Source organism: Sphingomonas sp. GW821-FHT09E03, assembly GCF_059416225.1.
Window position 1 is genome coordinate 35,936 of the sequence record NZ_JBWKOS010000003.1, and the last position, 23,063, is coordinate 58,998.

At 69.6% G+C, this 23,063-nt stretch carries 25 protein-coding genes and 1 tRNA gene; 12 read left to right on the plus strand and 14 right to left on the minus strand.

What is annotated here, in order from left to right; translation table 11 throughout:
- Positions 1–135 precede the first annotated feature (135 nt).
- The 3 genes from ahpF (at position 136) to AC07M8_RS07960 (ending at position 3,672) form a co-directional block, all read left to right on the plus strand.
- Entirely contained in the window at positions 136–1,722 is a 1,587-nt protein-coding gene (ahpF, locus tag AC07M8_RS07950; RefSeq protein WP_495173826.1) for an alkyl hydroperoxide reductase subunit F, read from the plus strand.
- Between the two features lie 374 nt (positions 1,723–2,096).
- Positions 2,097–2,999 carry a hydrogen peroxide-inducible genes activator gene (locus AC07M8_RS07955; protein ID WP_267394953.1) on the plus strand — a complete coding sequence of 301 codons (903 nt, stop codon included), beginning with the start codon at positions 2,097–2,099 and terminating at the stop codon, positions 2,997–2,999.
- 64 nt (positions 3,000–3,063) lie between these two features.
- Positions 3,064–3,672 carry a fasciclin domain-containing protein gene (locus tag AC07M8_RS07960; protein ID WP_495173827.1) on the plus strand — a complete coding sequence of 203 codons (609 nt, stop codon included), beginning with the start codon at positions 3,064–3,066 and terminating at the stop codon, positions 3,670–3,672.
- A 175-nt stretch (positions 3,673–3,847) separates the two neighbouring features.
- Here AC07M8_RS07960 and AC07M8_RS07965 read toward each other — a convergent pair whose 3' ends face one another.
- Genes AC07M8_RS07965 through pgsA form a run of 3 tightly spaced genes read right to left on the minus strand, consistent with a single transcriptional unit; the run spans position 3,848 to position 5,122 of the window.
- Positions 3,848–4,297, minus strand: coding sequence for a molybdenum cofactor biosynthesis protein MoaE (locus tag AC07M8_RS07965; protein ID WP_495173828.1), 450 nt, complete (start codon positions 4,295–4,297; stop codon positions 3,848–3,850).
- Positions 4,294–4,551, minus strand: a complete 258-nt coding sequence (gene moaD / locus AC07M8_RS07970) for a molybdopterin converting factor subunit 1 (protein ID WP_267394956.1) — start codon at positions 4,549–4,551, stop codon at positions 4,294–4,296. The genes AC07M8_RS07965 and moaD overlap by 4 nt, the downstream gene beginning before the upstream one ends.
- Before the next feature lie 4 nt (positions 4,552–4,555).
- Entirely contained in the window at positions 4,556–5,122 is a 567-nt protein-coding gene (gene pgsA, locus AC07M8_RS07975) for a CDP-diacylglycerol--glycerol-3-phosphate 3-phosphatidyltransferase (RefSeq protein ID WP_495173829.1), read from the minus strand.
- Between the two features lie 118 nt (positions 5,123–5,240).
- Here pgsA and AC07M8_RS07980 point away from each other — a divergent pair, with 118 nt between their 5' ends.
- Positions 5,241–6,530 (plus strand): MFS transporter, encoded by a 1,290-nt coding sequence (locus AC07M8_RS07980; protein WP_495173830.1) that lies wholly within the window; start codon positions 5,241–5,243, stop codon positions 6,528–6,530.
- A 4-nt stretch (positions 6,531–6,534) separates the two neighbouring features.
- Here the strand turns inward: AC07M8_RS07980 and AC07M8_RS07985 are convergent, their stop codons facing one another.
- Positions 6,535–6,702: a hypothetical protein gene (locus AC07M8_RS07985; protein ID WP_495173831.1), complete on the minus strand. Its 168-nt coding sequence runs from the start codon at positions 6,700–6,702 to the stop codon at positions 6,535–6,537.
- Positions 6,703–6,813: 111 nt separating this feature from the next.
- Between AC07M8_RS07985 and AC07M8_RS07990 the strand changes: the two genes are divergently transcribed.
- Positions 6,814–7,290 (plus strand): GreA/GreB family elongation factor, encoded by a 477-nt coding sequence (locus tag AC07M8_RS07990; RefSeq protein ID WP_495173832.1) that lies wholly within the window; start codon positions 6,814–6,816, stop codon positions 7,288–7,290.
- Between the two features lie 235 nt (positions 7,291–7,525).
- Entirely contained in the window at positions 7,526–7,708 is a 183-nt protein-coding gene (locus AC07M8_RS07995) for a hypothetical protein (RefSeq protein WP_267394961.1), read from the plus strand.
- Positions 7,709–7,759: 51 nt separating this feature from the next.
- Here the strand turns inward: AC07M8_RS07995 and AC07M8_RS08000 are convergent, their stop codons facing one another.
- The 3 genes from AC07M8_RS08000 to AC07M8_RS08010 all read right to left on the minus strand — a co-directional run bounded on the left by AC07M8_RS08000 (position 7,760) and on the right by AC07M8_RS08010 (position 10,179).
- Positions 7,760–9,115 (minus strand): sensor histidine kinase, encoded by a 1,356-nt coding sequence (locus AC07M8_RS08000; protein ID WP_495173833.1) that lies wholly within the window; start codon positions 9,113–9,115, stop codon positions 7,760–7,762.
- Complete coding sequence (locus AC07M8_RS08005; RefSeq protein WP_495173834.1) at positions 9,112–9,813, minus strand: response regulator; 702 nt, start codon at positions 9,811–9,813, stop codon at positions 9,112–9,114. Before AC07M8_RS08005 ends, AC07M8_RS08000 begins: the two co-directional genes overlap by 4 nt.
- Positions 9,814–9,915: 102 nt before the next feature.
- Complete coding sequence (locus AC07M8_RS08010; protein ID WP_495173835.1) at positions 9,916–10,179, minus strand: hypothetical protein; 264 nt, start codon at positions 10,177–10,179, stop codon at positions 9,916–9,918.
- A gap of 261 nt (positions 10,180–10,440) precedes the next feature.
- Between AC07M8_RS08010 and AC07M8_RS08015 the strand changes: the two genes are divergently transcribed.
- Together AC07M8_RS08015 and AC07M8_RS08020 are read left to right on the plus strand one after the other, a co-directional pair.
- On the plus strand, positions 10,441–10,923 hold the full coding sequence (locus AC07M8_RS08015) for a hypothetical protein (RefSeq protein ID WP_495173836.1): 483 nt from the start codon (positions 10,441–10,443) through the stop codon (positions 10,921–10,923).
- A gap of 126 nt (positions 10,924–11,049) precedes the next feature.
- Entirely contained in the window at positions 11,050–11,874 is an 825-nt protein-coding gene (locus tag AC07M8_RS08020) for an EF-hand domain-containing protein (protein WP_495173837.1), read from the plus strand.
- Between the two features lie 221 nt (positions 11,875–12,095).
- Here AC07M8_RS08020 and AC07M8_RS08025 read toward each other — a convergent pair whose 3' ends face one another.
- From AC07M8_RS08025 to AC07M8_RS08035, 3 genes are all read right to left on the minus strand, one after another.
- On the minus strand, positions 12,096–13,157 hold the full coding sequence (locus tag AC07M8_RS08025) for a glycosyltransferase family 4 protein (protein WP_495173838.1): 1,062 nt from the start codon (positions 13,155–13,157) through the stop codon (positions 12,096–12,098).
- A gap of 6 nt (positions 13,158–13,163) precedes the next feature.
- Positions 13,164–14,060, minus strand: coding sequence for a UDP-2,3-diacylglucosamine diphosphatase (locus tag AC07M8_RS08030; RefSeq protein ID WP_495173839.1), 897 nt, complete (start codon positions 14,058–14,060; stop codon positions 13,164–13,166).
- Positions 14,061–14,139: 79 nt separating this feature from the next.
- Positions 14,140–16,539 carry a DUF3772 domain-containing protein gene (locus AC07M8_RS08035; protein ID WP_495173840.1) on the minus strand — a complete coding sequence of 800 codons (2,400 nt, stop codon included), beginning with the start codon at positions 16,537–16,539 and terminating at the stop codon, positions 14,140–14,142.
- 83 nt (positions 16,540–16,622) lie between these two features.
- On the opposite strand from AC07M8_RS08035, the gene AC07M8_RS08040 reads away from it, so the two are divergent.
- Positions 16,623–17,603: an amidohydrolase family protein gene (locus AC07M8_RS08040; protein WP_495173841.1), complete on the plus strand. Its 981-nt coding sequence runs from the start codon at positions 16,623–16,625 to the stop codon at positions 17,601–17,603.
- A 91-nt stretch (positions 17,604–17,694) separates the two neighbouring features.
- Here the strand turns inward: AC07M8_RS08040 and AC07M8_RS08045 are convergent.
- A tRNA-Ala gene (locus tag AC07M8_RS08045) sits at positions 17,695–17,770 on the minus strand.
- 139 nt (positions 17,771–17,909) lie between these two features.
- Entirely contained in the window at positions 17,910–18,230 is a 321-nt protein-coding gene (locus AC07M8_RS08050; RefSeq protein ID WP_267395020.1) for a TIGR02300 family protein, read from the minus strand.
- 112 nt (positions 18,231–18,342) lie between these two features.
- Here AC07M8_RS08050 and aroA point away from each other — a divergent pair, with 112 nt between their 5' ends.
- Together aroA and cmk are read left to right on the plus strand one after the other, a co-directional pair.
- Positions 18,343–19,686 carry a 3-phosphoshikimate 1-carboxyvinyltransferase gene (gene aroA, locus AC07M8_RS08055; protein WP_495173842.1) on the plus strand — a complete coding sequence of 448 codons (1,344 nt, stop codon included), beginning with the start codon at positions 18,343–18,345 and terminating at the stop codon, positions 19,684–19,686.
- The gene (gene cmk, locus AC07M8_RS08060; RefSeq protein WP_495173843.1) at positions 19,683–20,300 is read left to right on the plus strand and encodes a (d)CMP kinase; all 618 of its coding nucleotides are present in this window, start codon (positions 19,683–19,685) and stop codon (positions 20,298–20,300) included. The genes aroA and cmk overlap by 4 nt, the downstream gene beginning before the upstream one ends.
- Positions 20,301–20,313: 13 nt before the next feature.
- Here the strand turns inward: cmk and AC07M8_RS08065 are convergent, their stop codons facing one another.
- Positions 20,314–21,150 carry a hypothetical protein gene (locus AC07M8_RS08065; RefSeq protein WP_495173844.1) on the minus strand — a complete coding sequence of 279 codons (837 nt, stop codon included), beginning with the start codon at positions 21,148–21,150 and terminating at the stop codon, positions 20,314–20,316.
- Position 21,151: 1 nt separating this feature from the next.
- Between AC07M8_RS08065 and AC07M8_RS08070 the strand changes: the two genes are divergently transcribed.
- Positions 21,152–21,298, plus strand: coding sequence for a hypothetical protein (locus AC07M8_RS08070; protein ID WP_495173845.1), 147 nt, complete (start codon positions 21,152–21,154; stop codon positions 21,296–21,298).
- Here the strand turns inward: AC07M8_RS08070 and AC07M8_RS08075 are convergent.
- Positions 21,295–22,845 carry a hypothetical protein gene (locus AC07M8_RS08075; RefSeq protein WP_495173846.1) on the minus strand — a complete coding sequence of 517 codons (1,551 nt, stop codon included), beginning with the start codon at positions 22,843–22,845 and terminating at the stop codon, positions 21,295–21,297. The two genes, AC07M8_RS08070 and AC07M8_RS08075, sit on opposite strands and share 4 nt — an antisense overlap.
- Positions 22,846–23,063 lie beyond the last annotated feature (218 nt).

Here is a 23,063-nt window from a genome sequence, read left to right on the forward strand (position 1 = left end):
GTTTTCATTCCCACGTCCGTTCGCCCTTCGCTTGTCGAAGGGCATTCACCGCGGGCACACCGCGTCCAGCCAAGCCCCTCGACGGGCTCAGCGCGAACGCGGGGTGGACGCCCGCGGCCATTGCAAGGATTACCCATGCTCGACGCCAATCTGACGCAGCAGCTCAAGGCCTATCTGGTCAACATCCGCGAGCCCATCGAGCTCGTCGCCAGCCTGGGTGACGACGCCAAGTCGCGCCAGATGGGCGAGCTGCTGGACGAGATCGCCGTGCTGTCCGACAAGGTGACGGTCGTCGCCGGCCAGGACCGCCGCACCCCCAGCTTCATGATCCGCCGCGTCGGCACCGACATCGGCGTGCGCTTCGCCGGCCTGCCGATGGGCCATGAGTTCACCAGCCTGGTGCTGGCGCTGCTCCAGGTCGGCGGCCACCCGTCCAAGGCGGCGCAGGAGCTGCTCGACCAGGTCCGTGGGCTCGAGGGCGAATATGTCTTCGAGACCTATTTCTCGCAGTCGTGCCAGAACTGCCCCGACGTGGTCCAGGCGCTCAACCTGATGGCGGTGCTCAACCCCGGCATCACCCACACCTCGATCGACGGCGCGCTGTTCCAGGACGAGGTGACCGAGCGTAAGGTGATGGCGGTGCCCACCATCTTCCTCAACGGCGAGAGCTTCGGCCAGGGCCGGATGGAGCTGGAGCAGATCGTCGCCAAGCTAGATACCGGCGCGGTCGCCAAGGCGGCGGCGAAGATCGCGACCAAGGAGGCGTTCGACGTGCTCGTCGTCGGTGGCGGCCCGGCCGGCGCCGCGGCGGCGATCTACACCGCGCGCAAGGGCATCCGCACCGGCATCGCCGCCGAGCGCTTCGGCGGCCAGGTGCTCGACACGATGGCGATCGAGAACTTCATCTCGGTGCCGCACACCGAAGGCCCCAAGCTCGCCGCCGAGCTCGATCGCCACGTGCGCGACTATGAGGTCGACATCATGAACCTTCAGCGCGCCGAGAAACTGATCCCGGCCGCCACGGAAGGCGGGCTGCACGAGGTCCGGCTGGAGAATGGCGCCTCGCTCAAGGCGAAGACCGTGATCCTCTCGACCGGCGCGCGCTGGCGCGAGATGAACGTGCCCGGCGAAGCCGAGTATAAGAACAAGGGCGTCGCCTATTGCCCGCATTGCGATGGCCCGCTGTACAAGGGCAAGCGCGTCGCGGTGATCGGCGGCGGCAATTCGGGCGTCGAGGCGGCGATCGACCTCGCCGGCATCGTCGCGCACGTGACGCTGATCGAATATGACAGCGAGCTGCGCGCCGACGCGGTGCTCCAGCGCAAGCTCGCCTCGCTGCCGAACGTCAAGATCATCACCTCGGCACTGACCACCGCGGTGCATGGCGATGGCAACAAGGTGACCGGGCTCGCCTATAAGGACCGCAACCACGACACCGCGCATGAGGTGGAGCTCGAGGGAATCTTCGTCCAGATCGGGCTGGTGCCGAACACCGAGTGGCTGAAGGACGCAATCGCCTTGTCGCCGCGCGGCGAGATCGAGATCGATCATCGCGGCCACACCTCGCAGCCGGGGATCTTTGCGGCCGGGGACGTGACCACGGTGCCGTTCAAGCAGATCGTGATCGCGATGGGCGAAGGCTCGAAGGCGGCGCTGTCGGCGTTCGATTATCTGATCCGGCTGCCGGCGGAAGAGACAAGGGACTGGGAAGAGGCGGCGTAAGCGGCACTTCTGCCCGTACTTGTACACGCAGATGATCGTCACCCCGGCGCAAGCCGGGGTGACCAGCGGCTCTTGGATAGCCCTTGCGGCTCGAGACCCCAGCCTTCGCTGGGGTGACGGAGGGGCGGCAGGACACGCCGCCCCCCCCCTTCTTCGTCATGCCGAACTTGTTTCAGCATCCATCGCCCATCACGCGCTGCAAGCCCGCGGGCAGTGCAGGTCATGGATCCTGAAACAAGTTCAGGATGACGACGGAAGTAGGCCGGCCGTCTGCTCTTTTCGCGAACGAGCCTGCCACACCGGTCGTGACCAACCGGGCTGGCCTAATTGCCCGGATCCGTTACTGCGCGCCCTACCATCGACAGGAACGATCAATGGCGCAGACCTATCTCCCGACCCTCAAGCAGCTGCAATATCTGGTGGCGCTGCGGGACCATGGGCATTTCGGTCGCGCGGCCGAGGCGTGTTTCGTCACCCAATCCACGCTGTCGGCCGGCCTGCGCGAGCTGGAGACGCTGATCGGCGTCGTGCTGGTCGAGCGGACCCGCCGCGTCGTCCGCTTCACCCCGCTCGGCGAGCGGATCGCCGAAAAGGCACGGCGGGTGCTGCGCGAGGCGGAGGAACTGGGCGATCTCGCGCGCGCCGCCGGGCGGCCATTGTCGGGCGAGATGCGGATGAGCGTGATCCCCACCATCGCGCCGTTCATGCTGCCGCGCATCCTGCCCCGGCTGCGGCGCGACTATCCCGATCTCAAGCTGTTCCTGCGCGAGGAGCCGAGCGGCGCCGCCTGCGAAGGGCTGCACAACGGCCGCACCGATTGCGTGCTGCTCGCGCTGCCCTATGCCTGCGGCGAGGTCGCCTCGCAGGTGCTGTTCGACGACCGATTGTTCGTCGCCTTCCAGCCGCAGGACATGCCGAGCGACCCGCCGCGTGTGTCTGCCGACCTGATCGACGAGACACGGCTGCTGCTGCTCGAGGACGGCCATTGCCTCAAGGATCATGCGCTCGGCGCGTGCAACCGCCCCGAGCTGCGCGCCGAGGCGACGATGCTCGGCACCTCGCTCCACACCATCGTCCAGATGGTCGACAATGGCCTCGGCATGACGATGCTGCCGGAGATGGCGATCGATGCCGGCATCCTCGAGCATACCGGCATCGTCGCGCGGCCGCTCGACGCCGACAATGCGGTGCGCCGGATCGCACTGGTGTGGCGGCGCGCGTCGCCGCGCGAGCGCGATTTCCAGCTGCTCGCCGATGTGCTCGCCGAGGCGCATTGAACCCGCCGGGGAAACCATTAGATCGCCCACGCGTCGTCAGCGTTGCATAAAGAAGGTCAACCGGTTGAAGTCATTGTCGCGCCTCGGGCTTGTTGCCGCCACCTTGTCGCTGGCCGGATGCGTCGCGCCCGGCGACGCGCCGCCCGCACCCGCGCCGCGGCCACTGCCGGCGATCTCCCCCGCGGGCTCGCCGGCCGACGATGCCGAGCGGATGCTGCCCGACGCGACGATCCTCGCCAATGTCGCGATCGCGCCGAGCCTCGCGACGCTGTCGAGCGCGATCCGCGCCGCGGGCCTTGGCGCCACGCTGTCGGGATCGACCCCGGTGACGCTGTTCGCGCCGTCCAACCCCGCGTTCGGGCGGTTCGGCCCCGGGGTGCTCGAGCGGCTGATGCAGCCCGCCAACCGGCCCGCGCTGGTCGCGTTGCTGCGCTATCACCTCGTCGCCGGGCGGCTCAGCGCGCAGGACCTGATGGCGCGCATCGCCGTGGGCGGCGGCACGACGACGCTGACCACGCTCGCCGGCCAGCCGATCACCGCGACGCTGACCGGCCAAGTGATCACGCTCACCAGCGTCACCGGCAACCGCAGCTATGTGGAGGTCGGCGATCTCACCCAGGCCAATGGCGTGATTCATATCGTCAACGGGGTGCTGGTGCCGACGCTGCCCTGAGGGGTGGGTTGGGTAGCGTCGTTATCGCATGGGTCCCCGCTCCTAGGGTACGATGGCAAGTCTCTTCTTTGTCATCCTGAGCTTGTTTCAGGATCCATCGCCCGGTCGTGCCCAGCGGAGAGCGCGGGCCATGGATGTTGAAACGAGTTCAGCATGACGCAATTGAGGGCGTGCCCTATTCCCAGCGCGCGGCCGCGGCGTGGTCGGTGTCGCGGGGTTCTACCCAGGTGGCGGTGTCGCCGCGGGTTTCGCGTTTCCAGAAGGGCGCGTCGGTCTTGAGACGGTCGATCAGATAGGCGCAGGCCTCAAGCGCGGCGCCGCGGTGCGCGGCGGCGGCGGCGACGAAGACGATGCGCTCGCCCGGCTGCATCGGCCCGACGCGGTGGACGATGGTCGCCGCCGCCAGCGACCAGCGTGCGACGGCGCCTTCGGCAACCCCGCGCAGCGCGGCCTCGGTGGCGCCGGGATAATGTTCGAGCTCGAGCGTCGCGACGCCGTCGTCGGCGCGGACCAGGCCGGTGAAGGTCGCGATCGCGCCGGCGTCGCTGCCCTCGACCAGCGCGGTCTCGGCGGCCAAGTCGATGGCGTCGCGCTGCACCGCCACCCGGATCGGCGCCGCGCTCATCCGCCGGTCACCGGCGGGAACAGGGCGATCTCGCGGGCGCCGGCGATGCTCGCCTCGAGCCCGACGAACTGCTGGTCGACTGCAGCGCGCAGCCGGCCGCGATCGGCGAGCGCGGCGGCATCGTCGCCGTGGCGCGCCGCCAGCCAGTCGACCAGCGCGCCGACGGTGGCAACGGTGGCGGGCGGGTCGATCACCTCCTCGGCACGACCCATGCGCTCGCGCACCCAGGCGAAATACAGCATCTGGATCGCCACCGGATCAGTCCATGTGCCTGAGGCCGACGCGCAGATAGTCCCAGCCGGTGACGAGCGTCAGCACCGCCGCCGCCCACAGGCAGGCGAGCCCGACCGTCTTGATCCACAGCAGCGCCGGCAGCGCGCCTGCCAGGATCAGCGCGCCGAACGCGATGAGCTGCAGCGTCGTCTTCCACTTGGCAAGCTGCGACACCGGGAGCGACACCTGCAGCCCGGCAAGAAATTCGCGCAGCCCCGAGACAGCGATCTCGCGCAGCAGGATGATCAGCGCGGCGATCAGGTGGATACCGGTGATCAGCGCCTGATCGTCGTGCCGGGTGCCGACCAGCATCAGGATCACCGCCGCGACCATGATCTTGTCGGCGATCGGATCGAGGAACACGCCGAGCTTGGAGACGGTGCCCTGGGTGCGGGCGAGATAGCCGTCGAAATAATCGGTGATGCCCATCAGGCAGTAGAGCACGAAGGCCAGGCCGAAGCCTGCCTCCCAGCGCGGCCACCACAACAGCCCGACGAGCAGCGGCAGGGCGACGATCCGCGACAGCGTCAGCAGGTTGGGCAGGGTCAGCATCGCCCCTCTCCTACCCTGCGATGGCGCCGGGGGGTAGCCGGGATTAGCGTTGGCACCGCCCCGCGCGCTGGGCTATGCCTGCCGCCCTCGTTGCCACGATCCAAGGCCGTGCGTTGTTATGCTGAATGCGTTGGGGTTGCTGAAGCAACGCCGCTTCCTGCCCCTGTTCACGACGCAATTTCTGGGCGCGTTCAACGACAATCTGTTCAAGACCTCGATGGTGCTGTTCGCCACCTACACGATCTTCAACGATCCGCGGATGGAGGCGAATTTCAACGCGCTCGCCACCGGCCTGTCGATCCTGCCGTTCTTCCTGCTCTCGGCGCTCGCCGGGCAGTTGGCGGACAGCCACGACAAGGCGCGGATCATCCGCATCGTCAAGACCGCCGAGATCGGGATCATGCTGCTCGGCGCGGCCGGGCTGATGGTGGCGCGCGCGGGCTTTCCCGGCGTCGGCATCGGGCTGATGCTCGGCGCGGTGCTGTTCCTCGGCGTCCATTCAACCTTCTTCGGCCCGATCAAATACGCCATCCTGCCCCAGCATCTCGGCCCGTGCGACGTGCTCGGCGGCACGGGCCTCGTGGAGGCGGGCACCTATCTCGCCATCCTGCTCGGCACGGTGGTGGCGGGCTGGGTGTCGATCGAGGGCGCGGCGGCGCTGGTGCTCGCCATCGCCATCCTCGGCTGGTTCATCGGCCGCCAGGTGCCCCCCGCCCCGCGCGAGGGGCCGCGGCTGGTGCTCAACTACAATCCCTTCACCGCCTCGTGGCGGCTGATCAACGCGACGCTGCACATTCCCCGCTTGTTCCTGGCGATCTGCGCGATCAGCTTCTTCTGGACGATTGGCGCGGTGCTGATCATCGTCTTTCCGCCGCTGGTGAAGAACGTGCTCTCCGCCGACGAGCGGGTGGCGAGCGGCGCGATCGCGGTGTTCTCGGTCGGCGTCGCGATCGGCTCGGTGGTGATCAATTCGATGCTCAAGGGCCGCGTCAGCGCGCGCTTCGCGCCGGCGTCGGTGATCGCGATGGGCGGGTTCGTGGTGCTGTTCTCGTTCCTGTGCCGCGGCTGGACTCCGGCGGCGGCGGGCCATTATTACGATTGGACCGAGTTCGTCGCGCAGCCCGGCGCGATCCCGATCATGCTCACCCTGCTCGCGATCGCGACCACCGGCGGCATGTTCGTGGTGCCGCTCTACGCCTTCCTCACCACCACCGTGGAAAAGGACCAGACCGCGCGGACGGTGGCGGCCAACAATGTCGTCAATGCCGGGGCGATGACGATCGGCTCGATCGCGGTGTTCGGGATCAGCGCGCTGGGGGTAACGCCGGTCAACATGCTGTTCCTGGTCGCGGCGATGTGCCTCGTCTCGGCGTGGATCGCGCAGCGGCTGCATCTCGCCTGCGACTGAGGCGTCAGAAGATCAGCGTGTAGAAGCAGACGAAGAAGGCGCCGAAGCTGAGCATGAACAGCTTCCAGTCGGAATCCTGGTCGACATCGGCCGCCATCCGCGGCGCCGGCGGCAGGCTCTGCCGGAAAGGATGACGCGCTGCTTCGTTGGTGAGAACTAATCGTCTGGTCATGGCGAAAACGTTAACGCCGCGTTTACGATTCCGACCAGAATCAAAACTGCCCAGGATCGGGACTGTCCACGCGCGGGACAGCCGCGGCGGGCGCCGAGCAGAGGATGAGTGATGAGCGTCGCCTTCCGTCGCGAGAGCGACGAGGAACATCTCGAACCCAAGTTCGAGCTACCGATCCCCGCCGGGCCTAATCTGGTCACGCGCGCCGGCCTGCAGCTCATCGAGACGCAGATCGCCGAGCTCGAGGCAAGGCTCGCTGCGACCGACGCCGGCGACAAGGAGGCGATCGACCCGCTGCGCCGCGACCTGCGCTATTGGCAGACGCGCCGCGCCACCGCGGCGGTGACGCCCGCGCCGGCCGATGGCAGCGCCGGCTTCGGCGCGATCGTGACGATCCGCCTGGCGGGCAAGCAGCGCGTCATCGCGATCGTCGGCGACGACGAGGCCGATCCGCGCGGCGACCGCATCGCCTTTTCCGCCCCGCTCGCCCGCGCGCTGTTCGGCGCCGAACCGGGCGACCTGCTGCCGTTCAACGGCCGCGACGAAGCGATCGAGGTGATGGCCGTGGCGGCGATCGACGAAGGCTGATCGAATATTGGTCTGAGCTACGGGACTCCCCCCGGGGCGTCCCGTAGCTCAGGTTTGCCGGGTGCCGGGGAGCACCCGATGTCGATGGCGTCATGATTGGGAGAGAACATCACCGACACCGCCACGGTGCCGGCGCCATGTTGCGGCGAGATTTCCGCAGCGCCCTGCCGGGGCTCATGCCGGACATTCGCGGGCAACGTGCCGGGTGCAGCAGACGGCGACAAGGAGATTCCCGATGCACCTCGCCTCCCATGCCCTCTCGCCGGCCTGCACGCGCGGCGTTGCCCGTCACCGGCCGAACCGCCCCCAGCCCTGCGACCAGCCCGGAGTGCTGCGCGCGCGCTGCCGTGGCTGCGGGCTCAAGCTGATGCGCACCGCAATCAGCCGGCATTGGATCATCGCGGATCGGCTGGGCTGAGACCAAGGCCTTGCGCCAGAGGGGGTGAGGCGCCGGCCTCGCCCCCGCCCCTCACACCGGCAGCGTCACCGTCGCCAGCGCGCCGCCGTCCGGGTGGTTGATGATGGTGGCATCGCCGCCATGGGCGCGGGCTACGCCGCGAACGCTGGCAAGGCCAAGGCCGACGCCGCCGGTATCGCGGTTGCGCGAGCGCTCGCCGCGGAAGAACGGCTCGAACACATGTTCGAGATCGTCGGGGTCGATGCCGGGGCCATGATCGCGGACTTCGATCACGGCATGGCCATCTACCCGCGCCAGCATCACCTCGGCATCGCCGGCATATTTCAGGGCGTTGCCGATCAGGTTGGAGAGCAGCGCCTTGAGCCCGGTCGCATCGCCCTCCATCACCAGCGCGTCGCCATCCTGCAGCACTACCTTTTCGCCATGATCGGTAAGATCGTCGGTGACGCTCTCGACCAGCGAGCGCAGGTCGAGCCGGCGCCGGTCTGCCGCCTGCGTCGCATCGCGGAAGAAGGCGAGGCCGGCGGTGATCATCACCTGCATGTCGTGGATGTCGGCGGCGCTTGCGGCACGGATTGCCTCGGGCGCGCGCTCGAGCCGGAGGCCCAGGCGCATCAGCGGCGTGCGCAGATCATGCGCGATCGCCGCCATCATCGTCGTGCGATCCTCGACATAGCGGTTGAGCCGCGCCTGCATCCGGTTGAACGCCGCCGCCGCCTCGGCGATCTCGGCGGGGCCGTCGATCGGCACCGGGGCCGCGCGCGGATCGCGGCCGAGCCGCTCGGCGGCGCCCGCGAAGATCGCGATCGGCTTGGCGAGCCGCCGCGCCAGCGCCCAGGCGAAGGGCGCCACCACCAGCATCGCCACGACCAGCCAGAGCAGCGCCCGCCAGCGCCAGTTCTCCAGACCCGTGCGCGATGCGCGGGCGAGCCGCCAAAGACCGTCCGGCTGCTGCACCGCCACCTCGAAGCTGCCGAACAGCACCTGGCTGCGCGCATCGGGCGAGCCGCGCGGCATCACCGGGGCCATCCGCCCCATCCCCAAGGTCCGCACCATCATCGGCGGCGGGCCGCCGAACGACACCCGGACCTGCTCGAGCGGCACGCCCATCTGCGTCGCGATCTCGGCGCGCGCGCGCACCCCGTGATTGGGGTTCTGCCGCGGCACGTTGTCTTCCTGCGAGAGCAGGATCTCGCCGCTCGAGTCGTGGCCTCGCTTCAGCGCCGCGACCACCTGGGCCATAGAATAGACCCGCGGCGTCGGCGGCCCGACATAGACGACCAGCGCGAAGTTGAGCAGCTGCACCGCGGCGACGCTGGCGAGCATCACCAGGAAGATACGCAGGAACAGCGGAGTGCCCGCCCAGCGCTTGGAGGTCCGCGAGGCGCTGCCTGAGATCGTCGTCATGCGCGGCTGACCGCGGGAACGAACAGATAGCCTTCGTTGCGGATGGTGCGGATGATGTCGTCGCCGTGACTGCGCAGCTTGCGGCGCAGGCGGCTGATCTGGACGTCGATGGCGCGATCAAACGCCTCCGAATTGGGCCCGCGCGCTGCCTCCAGCAGCAACTCGCGCGACAGCACCCGGCGCGGCCGCTCGACGAAGGCGCGCAGCAGCGCGAACTCGCCGTCGGTCAGTGCCACCAGCACGCCTTGAGGATCGAACAATTCGTGGGCCACGACGTCCATCTGCCAGCCGTCGAAGGCGAAGCGGATCTGCGCGACCGGGCTGGCGAGGTTGCGGCTGCGCAGCGCGGCCCGGACGGTGGCGAGCACCTCGCGGGCGCTGCACGGCTTGGGGAGGTAATGGCCCGCGCCGACCTCGAGGCCGACGATCCGGTCACGTTCCTCGCCGAGCGCGCTCAGCAGGATCACCGCCGGGCCGTTATCGCGGGTGATTCGCTGGCAGGCGGAGATGCCGTCCTCGCCCGGCATCATGATGTCGAGCAGCACCACGTCGATCCGCTCGCGCGCCAGGATCGCATCCATCTCGCGCGTATTGGCCGCGGTTTCCAGACGATAGCCGCGATCCCGCAGGCTGTCCGACAGCAAGGTGCGAATGTCGCGATCGTCATCGACGACCAAAATGGCAGCGGCGGTATCCATGGGGCGATGAAACGTCATGCCGGCAACTTTGCCAAGTCTTTGTTGCCGCTAGATATCAACGACGCGGATCGCCGCCGACTGTGGCCTTGCGGCCACAGCCCGTCAGCCCAGCGCGGGGCCGGCCAGCGGATAGGCACGGCGCAACTGCACGCCCGCCTCGCCGAGCGGGCTCCGCCGCGCCGGATAGCCGCCGAGCGCGCCCGAGGCGCGGGTGGCGTGCATCACCGCCAGCGAGGCATGAGCGGCTGCCGCAACCGGGTTGACGGCGTTGATCGCAAGCACCGCTTCCTGTTCGGAGCGGCGCGACGCGCGCGCGAATTCGCTGGGTGCCGGTCGCGGCGCTTGTTGATGCTGCTGATGATCCACGGATCGTTCCTCGTCGTTCGCCGCCATCATGGCGATCGACCGTTGCAGCGGTATGTCGCGCCCGTGTCATCGCCGCTCACATCGTGTCGAGCGGCGCGGCGCGCACGGAAATATTGCGGCTACATGCGCGGGCTATCGTGCCCGCTGGCGAGTTGCGCGACCTTGTCGGCGGGAAAGTGCATCGGATATACTCGATGCTAACCTTCTCCCGCCCATCGGGTGCCGCCGAGATCGTCGGAACCAAGGCCAAGCAGTTTTACGATGACGTCGATTTCCCCCCTTCCCGTGATCCGCGGCGTCACTGTCGACGACGGTGCGCAAGCAGCCGCGCAGGCTGCGGCGCAAGCGGCCGCCGCGGCGGCGGCTGGACAGGATGCGGCCGCGCCAGCCGACAAGACGATCGATCCGGACGCGAGCCGCAGCGCCGCCCACCAGTCGATCGATAAGCGGATCGATGCTTTGGTTGCGCGGCAGCGCGGCGACCATGCGATCACCGCCGATCAGGCCGACGAGCTCAAGCGGCTGCTCGCCGGCGGCGCCCCCGCCCCGACGTCGACTGATGCTGCGGGCGGCGACTCCGCGGCACCGACCGGTTCGACCGGCACCGCGCCCAGCTTCGGCGATCAGCTCGATGCGCTCAGCAAGTCGCTCGACAAGCTGCGCACCAGCCTAACGCGACACGCCGCTTACGGCGCCGGCAGCACCGCGGGCGATGGCGGCCTGGTGTTCGACCGGCTCGCCTGAACCGTTGACCGTGGCGGCGGCAGCCGCAATTTCGCGCGCAGACATATCGCGGCAACATCGCGCTGGTTGAGCGTGCTCCCATCGACCGTCGCGCCTGCCGGGCGTGGCACAGGGGGAGTTTCGTCCATGCGCCGTTCCATTCGTTTCGCGCCTGCCGTGCTGGTGGCGCTGATGCTCGCCGGCTGCGCGACCACGCCGCACCCCCACCCCGGCGATCGGGGGCACGGCGGCCACGGCCATCATCCGGGTGGACCCGGCGGGCCGGGCGGCCCTGGTGGACCAGGCGGCGGCGGCCACGGCCGGGTGTTCATCAGCCCGATGGGCGAGCCGTTCCACGGCAGCGAGGCGCAGCGCGATCCCGAGCGGCAATGGTTCGACGCGGCCGACACCAATCACGACGGCAAACTCTCGCCGGCGGAATTCCAGGCCGATGCGACGCGGTTCTTCGCGGTGCTCGATCGTCACCACGACGGCGAGATCGATCCCGACGACATCGATTATTATGAAAGCACGCTGGCGCCCGAGGTCCGCTCGGGCCAAGGCGGCGGCTTCCAGGCGCCGCCCTCCGACGACGGCGGCACCAGCAAGGCGCCCGCCTATGATGCCGGCCAGCTCGGCGCCTCACGCTACAGCTATTTCGACCTGCCCGAGCCGGTCTCCGCCGCCGACCGCAACCTCAACCGCGGTGTCGACCCCAGCGAATGGGCCTATGCCGCCGACCATCGCTTCGCCTCGCTCGATCGCGACAAGGACGGCTTCCTGACCTTTGCCGAACTGCCGCACCCAAGCGGGCGCAGCAGCCGGCCGAGCGGCGGTGGCGGCAGCGGCCGGCCAAGCGGCCATGGTGGTCACGGTGGCGGCCATGGTGGCGGCATGGGCGGTGGCGCCATGGGCGGCGGCATGGGTGGTGGCGGCATGGGCGGCGGTGGTGGCTTCGGCGAAGGCGGCTGACCTGTGGTCGTCGTCAGCGTTCATCGCTGGGAGAATCATGGCCGGACGATACACGTCGCCTCGCCTGCGACGGCGAGGAGCATGCAGCCACGAGCCGTCACCCCAGCGCAAGCTGGGGTCTCCTGCGGCTCCTTCCCGGCGCTCCCCAGGAAGATCCTAGCTTTTGCTGGGATGACGGTGCTTGGCTACAGAATCGCCGCCTTATGCACCACAGCCGCGACCTACGCCGACGCCGCGGCGCTTCCCGTCCACGTGCCTGCCCCGCCCGGCCGCGCCGTGCGGATGCCCGGGGCAAGGTTGCCGAGGAACTGCCTGGCGCTGTTCGCCCAGGTGAAGCCGGCACCATAGGCCGCGCATGCCGCGCGATCGAGTCGGAGCGCCGCGGCGATCGCGCGATCGAGGTCGTCGTCCATCGCGCCGACTGCCGGATCGAGCAGATCGCGCGGGCCGATCGCGGGTAGCGCCGCTACCGGGGTGCCGCACGCCAGTGCCTCGATCATCACCAGCCCGAAGGTGTCGGTGCGGCTGGGGAAGACCAGCACGTCGGCGGCGCGATAGGCCGCGGCAAGGTCCTCGCCGAATCGTGCGCCGAGGAAATGCACCTGCGGGTAGCGCGCGGCGAGCTCGGCGCGCGCCGGGCCGTCGCCCACCACCACCTTGCTCCCCGGGTGGCGCGCCGCGAGGAACTGCTCGATGTTCTTCTCGACCGCCACGCGGCCGACATAGAGCTGCACCGGGCCGGGCAGCGCGCGAACCCGCGCGTCCCTGGCGCCCACCGGCGTGAACAGCGCGAGATCCACCCCGCGCCCCCAGCGCCGCGTCTGGCCGAGGCCGTGGTCGGCGAGCACCGTGTCCACCGACGGTGTCGAGCTCAGGATCGCTGCCGACGGGCGGTGAAACCAGCGGATGTAGCGCCACGGCCAGGCCGGATCGATTCCGGTGCGCGCCGCGACATAGGCGGGGAACTGGGTATGGTAGGCGGTGGTGAAGCGCTGGCCGCGACGCAGGCACCAGCGCCGCGCGGCAAGGCCCAACGGCCCCTCGGTGGCGATATGGACCGCGTCGGCGGCGAACGGCTCGAGCAGCCGCGCCACCCCGCGCCGCCCAGTCCATGCCAGCCGGATCTCGGGATAAGTGGGGCATGGCAGCGAGCGGAACTGCTCGGGCGAGACGATCAGCAGCTGGTGGCCGAGCGCGGCGAGCTCCCGGATGACCGCGGTCAGCGTCCGCACCACGCCGTTGACCTGCGGCGTCCAGGCGTCGGTGACGATCGCGATCCGCACGGCGCGTCAGGCCGCGATCGCGGCGGCGCGGGTGGCGGCGGCGTCGGCCGAGACACGCGCCGCGATTTCGTCGCCCCAGTGGAGCAGCTCCATGGTGCCGTCGTGCTGCTCGACCAGCGCGGTGCAGCCCTCCACCCAGTCGCCGTCGTTGTAATAGGCAACCTTGCCGATGGTGCGCATCTCGGCGGTGTGGATATGGCCGCAGACCACGCCGTCGACGCCGCGCGAGCCGGCGGCATGGGCCACCACTTCCTCGAAGTGCGAGATGAAGGCGACCGCGTTCTTGACCTTGGCCTTGGCGTGCTTCGACAGCGACCAATAGGGCATGCCGAGCCGCCGCCGCGCGCCGTTGACCCAGCGGTTGAGCACCATCAGCAGCGTGTAGGCGGTGTCGCCGACATGCGCGAGCCAGCGGTGCGCGAGGGTGATGGCGTCGAACTCGTCGCCGTGGAGTACGAGCAGGCGGCGGCCGTCCGCGGTGCGGTGGATCGCCTTGCGGCGGATCGCGACGCCGCCGAAGTTCATGCCAGCAAACTGGCGAAACACCTCGTCGTGGTTGCCGGGAATATAGACCACCTGGGTGCCGCGCTTGGCGCGCTTGAGCAGCCGCCACACCACGTCGTTGTGCGCGGCGGGCCAGTAGAAGCGCTTCCTCAACTGCCAGCCGTCGATCATGTCGCCGACCAGATAGAGGATGTCGCTGTCGACGTGGTCGAGGAAGTCGATCAGCATCGCCGCGTTGCAGCCGCGGGTGCCGAGATGGACGTCGGAGATCCAGATCGTCCGGTAATGCCGCCGCCGCACGCCGTCGGCGTGGTGCGGCGTGGTCGGCCGCGCCGGCCGCGGCAGGGTGAAGCCGAGGATGTCGGCGCCCGGCGCCGCGAGATCCGAACCGTTCTTCATGGCAATGCACTCCCGTTGGTGCGCTTGCCCACGGGTGATGACCGCTTAGTGTGACGGGCGCATCACCGCGCCGTGACGATCAGGTTGCAGCGGCCGCCGCCGGCGGCGCGGGGAGCGGCGCGCCGACCAGCTCGAGCCGCTGCGCGACGGTGCCGATCTCGACGCCCTCCTCGTTGAACCGGCCGAGCAGCGTCATCAGCACGTTGCTGCGCGCGCCATAGGCATCGCGCTGGGTGGCGACATGGGCGAAGCAATTGAACAGGATGCGGCCATCGACGATGCTGTCGATGAACGCCTTGGGCGCGGGCTCGGCGAGAATCGCGGACTCGGCGGCGAACGCGGCGAAGACGATCTCGCGCACCTGCGCGGGATCGGTGCCGAGCGGTACCGAGAATTGCAGCTGCAACCGCCCCATCGCGTTCGCCAGCGTCTTGTTGAGCACGGACTTGGTGATCAACTCCGAATTGGGGACGATCAGCGTCGAATGATCGGCGAGCTCGATCTCGGTGGAGCGGACGCTGATCCGGCGAACGTCGCCCTCGTCGGCGCCGACGCGGACGAGATCGCCGATCTTGATCGGCCGCTCGGCGAGCAGGATCAGCCCGGACACGAAATTCTGGGTGATCGCCTGGAGACCGAAGCCGATCCCGACCGACAGCGCCGAGAGCAGCAGCGCAATCCGCTCCATGCCGATGCCGAGTGAGGCGAGCGCCCATAGCCCGGCGAGCAGCACGCCCACGTAACGCGCGACCAGGCTCACCGAATTGCGCGCGCTGCCGTCGAGATCGGTGACCGGCAGGTAGCGGCCCTCGAGCCAGCCCATGAACAGCCGCACCAGCGTCAGCCCGACGAACAGCACGATCACCCCGCGCAGGATGGTACCGGGCGAGATGCTCACCCCGCCGAGCTCCACCCCTTGCGCGAGCGTGCCCATCCGCCCGAATATCGAGCCGATGTCGGCGCCGAACGGGGTCAGCGTCAGCCCCACAGCGCCCATCACCAGCACCAGCCGCAGCACCGCCGAGAGCAGCAAACCGAATTGATCGACCGCGCTGCCGCGCAACCCCAGGCCGTGGGTCAGGCCGACGCCAAGCCGGCTGGTGCGCAGGAACAGGCTGGTGGCGACATCGTCCACCCCGATCATCAGGATATAGGTGGTCGCGGCGACGATCGCGGTCCAGGTGACGGCGCGCACCAGGAACAGGCTGAGGCTGACATAGCCGAGCAGCAGCGCGACCAGGGCGATCCCAAGCACCAGCCAGGCGGCGAGCGTCGCCAGCGTCAGCCCGGCGCGCGACACGACGAGCTTGTCGGGATCAGCCTCCGCCGCCCCTGCCGCGCGGATCCGCCCGATCGTCAGCAGCACGCCACTGGCGAGCACGCAATGCAGCAGCGTCTCGGCCACCTCCGCCAGCACATGCATCGCGGTGCTCACGCCGATCGCGGCGTTGAACGCATCGAGCAGCACCGTCGTCAGCGCCAGCGTCGCCAGCAGCCAGGTCCAGGGCCGCATCCCCTCCGCCGTCCCGGTGGAGATCGGCAGCAGCCGCCACGAGGGCTGGTGTCGCATCAGCAGCGCGCCGCCGAGCGCACCGATAAAGCCGCACAGCCCCACCGCGGGCGCCACGCTGTCGAGCAGCCCGCTCCACAGCGGCGGCTCCAAGCCCGACCAGCGCAGCGCCTGCACCAGCGTCGCCCCGCTCAGCCACGGCACCAGCGTGCCGATCACCAGCCGCCACAGCGCGTTGGCGGACCGACGCAGCCGATGCCCGGGCGCGCCCTCGATCAGGAATCGCTGGCCGGCCTTGCGCGCCGCGACCCGCACCGGGAACAGCAGCGCCAGCGCGGCGAGCAGGCCGAGCAGCGCCAGCACCGGCCGGCCGGTCTTGAAATTGGCGCGGGCCTGGTCGGCGCCGCCTTCGACGAAGCGCATCACCCGACGGGTGTCGCGCGGCACCGCGGCGAACACCGCGCGCCAGAAATCCGGCTCGATCGGGGAATACACGCGGGTCGACACCCGCTGACCGAGCTGCTGCGCCTGGCTCTGGTCGATCTCGGTAACCAGCTGCCCCGCCTCCACCGCGAGCAACCGGCCGCGCTTGGCGCCCGAATCAAGCGCCGAGCGCTGCTGCGCCAGCCGGGTACGCTGGAGGCGGATGTCGGGGGTCTCCACCACCCCGGCGGCGACCGGGCCGAGCCCGGCGATCCGCGCGTCGACCAGCGCCAGTTGCTGCTCCAGCCCCGCCACCGCATCATTGGCCGAGCCTTGCGCGGCCGCGGCCTTGGCGCGCAGCGCGCGGCGCTGGTCGCTGTCAATCCGCGTATCGAGCGCGGCGTCGACCGCCTTGATGTCGGCATCGGCCTGGGTGAGCTGCGCCGACAGCGCCACCATCGGCGCCGGCTGCACCTGTGCGGCGAGCGGTAGCGGCAGGATCAGCAGCAGCAGCGACAGCAGAAGACGGAGATGACGGATCGGCATCCGCCCGGACTAGCGCGTCGGCGGCGTGGCGCCAAATCGGCGATCGGGCGTTGATCCGCGTGCAACACCCACAGGAGCCGCTGGTGAAGCTGATCGGCATAGAAGAACATTATCTCACCCCCGAGATCCGCGACGCCTGGACCGCGATGGGTCTCGAGGCGAGCGACCCCGGCGTCGGCATCCATTCGGGCGAGATCGAGCGCCGGCTGCTCGATCTTGCCGAGGAGCGGCTGGCGCTGATGGACGAGACCGGGCTCGACGTGCAGGTGTTGTCGCTGACCACGCCGGCGCTGCACGACCTTGGGCCCGAGAGCGTCGAGCTCGCGCGGCGCGCCAACGATGCCGTGGCCGCGGCGATCGCCCGCCACCCCACCCGCTTCCAGGCGTTCGCCGCGTTACCGGTGTCGATGCCCGACGAGGCGGCGCGCGAACTCGAACGCTGCGTCAACGAACTGGGCTTCAAGGGCACCATGCTGTGCGGCCGGGTCGGAGAACGTAACCTCGACCATCCGTCGCTGGCACCGGTGCTGGAGAGCGCCGCCGCGCTCGGCATGCCGATCCTGCTCCACCCGCGGACGCCTACAAAGGCGGTGCGCGACGCTTATTACTCGGGGTTCAGCCCGCAGATCGATGCCGCCTTCGCGATGTTCGGGCTCGGCTGGCATTATGATGCCGGCATCCAGTTCGTCCGGCTGGTGCTCGGCGGCACCTTCGATCGCCTGCCCAAGCTGCAGCTGATCCTCGGCCATTGGGGCGAGGTGGTGCTCTTCTATGCCGAGCGGCTGGCGGCGATGGACCGCTTCGCCGGGCTCGGCCAGCCGATCGCGCATTATTTCCGCAGCAACCTCTATGTCACCGCGAGCGGCATGTTCATGCCTGCCTATCTCGAGCGCGCGCTGGCGATCGTCGGCCCCGACCGGCTGCTGTTCTCGACCGACTATCCCTACCAATATCGCGCCGGCGGCGACGCGCGGCGGTTCCTCGCCGAATGCGGGCTCGACGATGACGCCAAGGCAGCATTCGCGCACGGCAACTGGCAGCGCCTCACCGGCGACAGCTCTTGACGAGGGTCCGGTATCAGGGCTGAGGATATGAGGTGAAGTCGGCCCGATAGGCCTGGGATAACTGCCTTCGATCAGGCACTTATCGCGGAAATGGTGGAGCCGAGGGGGATCGAACCCCTGACCTCTGCAATGCCATTGCAGCGCTCTCCCAGCTGAGCTACGGCCCCATTCCGTTTCCGGAGGCGCGTCCCTAGCGGGAGGCGTCCGGCTTGGCAAGCGACCGATGCGCGCTGCCAACCATTTTTTTGCCGGCTGCCCGTGCGCGCCGCGCCATCATGGCGCAGCGGCACGGGCACCCGCACAAACTCAGTGCTCGTCGTCCTCGTTGGACGTCTCGACACCCAGGTCGTCGTCGCCGCCGAGATCGACCTCGTCGTCGGCCGAGGGCTCCTCATCGTCGGCGGGAACCTGCAGATCCTCGTCCTCGCCCTCGAGATCGCGATCCGCCTCCTTGGTGTCCGGCTTGGCCTGCTCGAACGGGAGCGGCTGCTTGGACTTCAGGATCGGTTCGGGATTCCAGTGCGACCCGCAGTTGATGCAGGTGACGGGATCGTCCTTTTCGAGGTCATAGAAACGCGTCGCGCATTTCGGGCACGTGCGCTTCGTGCCCCATTCCGGCTTGATCATGCCGTGTCGTGCCTTTCGGAATTGGGTTCTTGGAAGAGGGACGGATCCCTTGCTTCGGCGAAGTGGGGCGCGCCTTGCCATAGCACAAGGTGACTGTCAAAGCCCCACCCCGATGTCACACTCGCTTCCCCAGCCCTTTGCCGCCGGATCGCGCGGCCCGTTGACCGGCCGGATCACCGTCCCCGGCGACAAATCGATCAGCCACCGCTCGCTGATGCTCGCCGCGCTCGCGGTCGGCCGCAGCCGCATCGAAGGCCTGCTGGAGGGCGAGGACGTGCTCGCCACCGCCGCCGCGATGCGCGCGATGGGCGCGACCATCACCCGCGACGACCATGACGGCGAGGCCGTCTGGCATGTCGACGGGGTCGGGGTCGGTGGGCTGCTCCAGCCCGAGACGGCGCTGGAGATGGGCAATTCGGGCACCTCCACCCGGCTGCTGATGGGGCTGGTCGCGAGCCATCCGATCACCGTCACCTTCACCGGCGACGCCTCGCTGTCGAAGCGGCCGATGGGCCGCGTGATCGAGCCGCTCGAGCAGATGGGCGCGAGCGTCACCGCCTCCCCCGGCGGCCGGCTGCCGCTGATGATCCGTGGCCTCTGCCCGGCGGTGCCGATCAGCTACACGCTGCCGGTCGCCTCGGCGCAGGTGAAGTCGGCGATCCTGCTCGCCGGGCTCAACACGCCCGGGATCACCACGGTGATCGAGCCGGTCGCCACCCGCGATCACAGCGAGCGGATGCTGCGCGGCTTCGGTGCCGCGCTCACCGTGCGCGAGACGGACCAGGGCCGGGTGATCGAGCTCACCGGCGAGGCCGAGCTGACGCCGCAGCATATCGTCGTTCCCGGCGACCCCTCGTCGGCGGCCTTCTGGCTGGTCGCCGGCTCGATCGTCCCGGGCGCCGATCTCGTCGTCGCCAATGTCGGGCTCAACCCCACCCGCACCGGGCTGATCGCGGCATTGCGCCTGATGGGCGCCGACATCACCGAGCTCGACCGCCGCGAGGTCGGCGGCGAGCCGGTCGCCGACCTGCGCGTCCGCCATGCCGCGCTGACCGCGATCGAGGTGCCGGCCGATCTCGCGCCGAGCATGATCGACGAATATCCCGTGCTGTTCGTCGCCGCCGCCTTCGCTGCCGGCCGCACGGTGGCGCGCGGCGCGCACGAGCTGCGCGTCAAAGAATCCGATCGGATCGCCGCGATGCTGGCCGCGCTCACCGCCTGCGGCGTGCCGTGCGAGGAATTTGACGACGGCCTCGCGGTCACCGGCACCGGCGGCACCGCGATCCCCGGCGGCGGCGCGGTCGCGACGCTGCTCGACCACCGCATCGCGATGAGCATGGTCGTCGCCGGCCTCCACGCCAGCGCGCCGATCGCGATCGACGATATCGCGCCGGTCGCCACCAGCTACCCCGCCTTCTTCCAGTCGCTCGACCAGCTAGCCGGAGCATCCGCGTGATCATCGCCGTCGACGGCCCTGCCGCCTCGGGCAAGGGCACCATCGCCAAGGCGCTCGCGCGCCATTACGGCCTTCCCCACCTCGATACCGGGCTGCTCTACCGCGCCGTCGCCGCCACCGTGCGCGCGATGGAGCTCGATCCCGAGAAGGAGGCCGATGCGGTCGCCGCGTGCAGCTTCGACGACGGCCTGCTCGCCGCTCCGGCGCTGCGCTCCGACGAGATCGGCCAGCTCGCCTCGGTCGTCTCGGCGCACCCGCTGGTGCGCGCGGCGCTGCTCCACCGCCAGAAGCGCTTCGCCCATCAGGCCGGTGGCGCGATCCTCGACGGCCGCGACATCGGCACGGTGATCGCGCCCGACGCCGACGCCAAATTGTTCGTCAAGGCGACCCCGCAGATCCGCGCCAAGCGCCGCCACGCCGAATTGCAGGCCAACGGCTCGGCGATCAGCTTCGACAAGGTCCTCGCCGACATCCGTGCCCGCGACGAGCGCGATTCGAGCCGCTCGACCGCGCCGCTGGTGATGGCCGACGACGCCGCGCTGCTCGATACCAGCTTCCTGTCGATCGACGCCTCGGTGCAGAAAGCGGTGGCGCTGGTCGAGGCGCGGCGCTGACGGCGCCCGCCCGTTAGAACAGCTTGCGCACCGAGAATTTGATTATCCGGCCATAGGGCGTGAGGAACACCCGCTGGAAGCGATAGGGCGTCGCCCCGCTGCGGTCGCGCACCGTCACGCGGTCGTTGAGGATATTCTGCACCTGGAGCTGGAAGGTGATCTTGTTCGCCCAGGCGGCGCGCGGCGCGAGCCGGGCGGCGTCGATCGTCGAATATAGCCCCACATAGGTGCGCCCTGAAAAGCGCAGGTCGGCCGCCGCGATGTCGCTGCGGATGCGCGTGGCCGTTTGCCACAGCGCGTAGAAGCCGCCCTGCACCGGGCCGATCGATCCGCCGATATTGCCTTCGGCTTCGTAGCGCGCGCGGCCGCCGGTGCCGTCGAGCGAATCGCCGCCGAGCAGGTCGAGGCTCGGCTGCCCTGGCTGCAGCACCAGCCGGTCGTCGAGCCGCGCGGTCACGGTGAGCGAGGAATAAAGCATCGGCCGCGGCTTGGGCGGCGGTGGCGGTGGCGCACCGGCTGACGCGGGCGCCGCCGGCGGCGGCTCATGACCCAATTGGGTCCACAGCGATGCCTTGCCCTGCACCTTGCGCTCCCGCTCGCGGTAGATGTTCACCGGGCGCAGGTCGGCGCTGAGCAGCAGGCCATCGGCGCTGCGCACGAACCGGTCGGGAAAGGCCACCTGCAACGCCGCGGTGACGCTGCCGAGATTGCCGGTCTGGTCGTCGATCCGGGTCTCGATGTAATCGAGGTTGAGGCGCAGCTCCTTGTCCTTGATCGGCTTCCACGACACGCCGGCGGTGCTGATCCGGCGCCGCTCGGGCGCGAGGTCGGCATTGCCGCCCGCGGTCACCGTGACGAGCGCGCTGCTGCCGGTCAGGAAATCGAACAACGGCGCATTTGGCAGGGTCAGCGCCGGATTGGTGAGAAGCGCGATCGCCGGCGGCGTCTGGGTGCTGCTGATCGAGGCGGTGACCTGGAGCGGCGTCGCCGGGGTCTAGGTCAGGCCGAGGTTGCTGTTGGTGAGGCTGCCGTAGCGCGACACCGCGGCGACGCCAATCGTGCCATTGGCCGACAGCGTACCGATCGCGGCGAGCACGCCCTGGTTGGCCGAGGCGATCGGCACGTCAATGGTGACGCTCGCCGCCTGCGTGACGCGGCGCAGGTCGAGCTCGGCCGCGGTGCCGCCGGCGAGCGTGCCATGGCTGGTGGAGCGCGCGTAATCCGCGGTCAGCGTCATCTGCACATCGCCCGCCGGTAGCCGCAGCAGCGGCCCGTTGGCGGTCGCCTTGCCGGTCACCGTCGTGGTCGCCGTGCGGCTGCGCGCGACGAGCCGGTCGGCGGTCGCGGCGGCGGCGAGCGGACCGAACGGATCGCCGCCGGCATCGATCGCGGCCTGGACGGGCGCGAGGTCGATGCCCTGCTCGGCCGCGGCGCGGACCCGCGCGCGATCGGCGCTGCCGGTGACGGTCCACTGCCAGCGGCGGAGGCTGCCCTGCACGGTGCTGCCGGCGTGAAGATTAAGGCTGTTGTTGTGCTGGCGCAGCACGCCTGCCTCGCCGAGATAGCGATAGAGCAGCGTGTCGCCGGCGACCGGCGAATAGGGGTTGCCGCCCGGTACGCGCAGCGCCGCGCTCGCCAGCCCGACCAGGCCCGAGCCACGCTCCGCCTCCATCGTCAGGTTGAGCGAGGCTATCACCGTGCGGCCGATCGGCACCGCCTGGGTAGTATCGACCTTGAGCGTGTCGCGCCGGGGGATCGACTGATAGGGCGAGAGATTGGTCACCCGCGGCGTGCCGGCGCCAGCCAGATAGCCGGCGAGCGAGCCCTGGGCGGCCGGGTCGAGCGGCACCGGTGCCACCGTCACCGCGCGGCCGGCGAGCGCATCGAGTGCCGGATCGATGCTGCCGCCGCCGATCCCGGCGAGGTTGCCGGTGAGATCGAACAGGCTGCTCGTGTCGGGGATCGTTTGCCGCTCGGTACCGAGCAACGCGTCCTGGTGATCATAATTGATCGTCAGCGACGATCGCTTGCTGCGGTCGATCCGGGTGGACCCGAGCGCCAGCGTGCTGGTGTCGGCGCCGCCTTCGGTGGTGGTCCCCGCCCCCTGCTCCACCGACAGCGCGCGGAAATGGCGCTTGGTGATGAAATTGACCAGCCGCACCGTCGACGGGAAGCCGAACCGCGGTGCGTCCGTCTCGGGCAGCACCTCGGTGCGCTCCAGCGCCTCGGGCGGCAGCGTCTGGATCTCGCCATAGCCCGACACCCGGCGGCCGTTGAGCAGGAACACCGGGCCGGCGCCGCTCGCCGCGGTGACCAGCGGCTTCAGCAGACGCAGCATGTCATCGAGATTGGTGACGCCGAGCGCCTGGATCGATGCCGCATCGAGCACCGCGACCGGCGCGATGTCGCCGAGCGCCGAACCGGGCAGCCGCTTGGTGGTGACGAGGATGTCGTCCCGGCCGCGCGGCGCGTGCTGCTCGTCCTGCGGCGCGCCGTCCTGCGGCTCATCTTGCTGGGCAAGAACAGCGGTGGGGATGACAAGCAACGCCGCTCCCGCCAGCCTTCGCCATCGACGCCCGTTCCTTGCCCGCACCCCGCGCTCCCACCCCGCTGCCATGCCGGCATACTGTATCGCCGGGCCATGTCGCGATCTTTGTTCGGGCGGTGCTTCGGCACGTCGCCGCACCACTTCTGCGAGCAGCCGTGATCGCCGCGCAAGCTGGCACGACGCATGCTGGGAGCGGAGCGAAACACCCCCCGGCC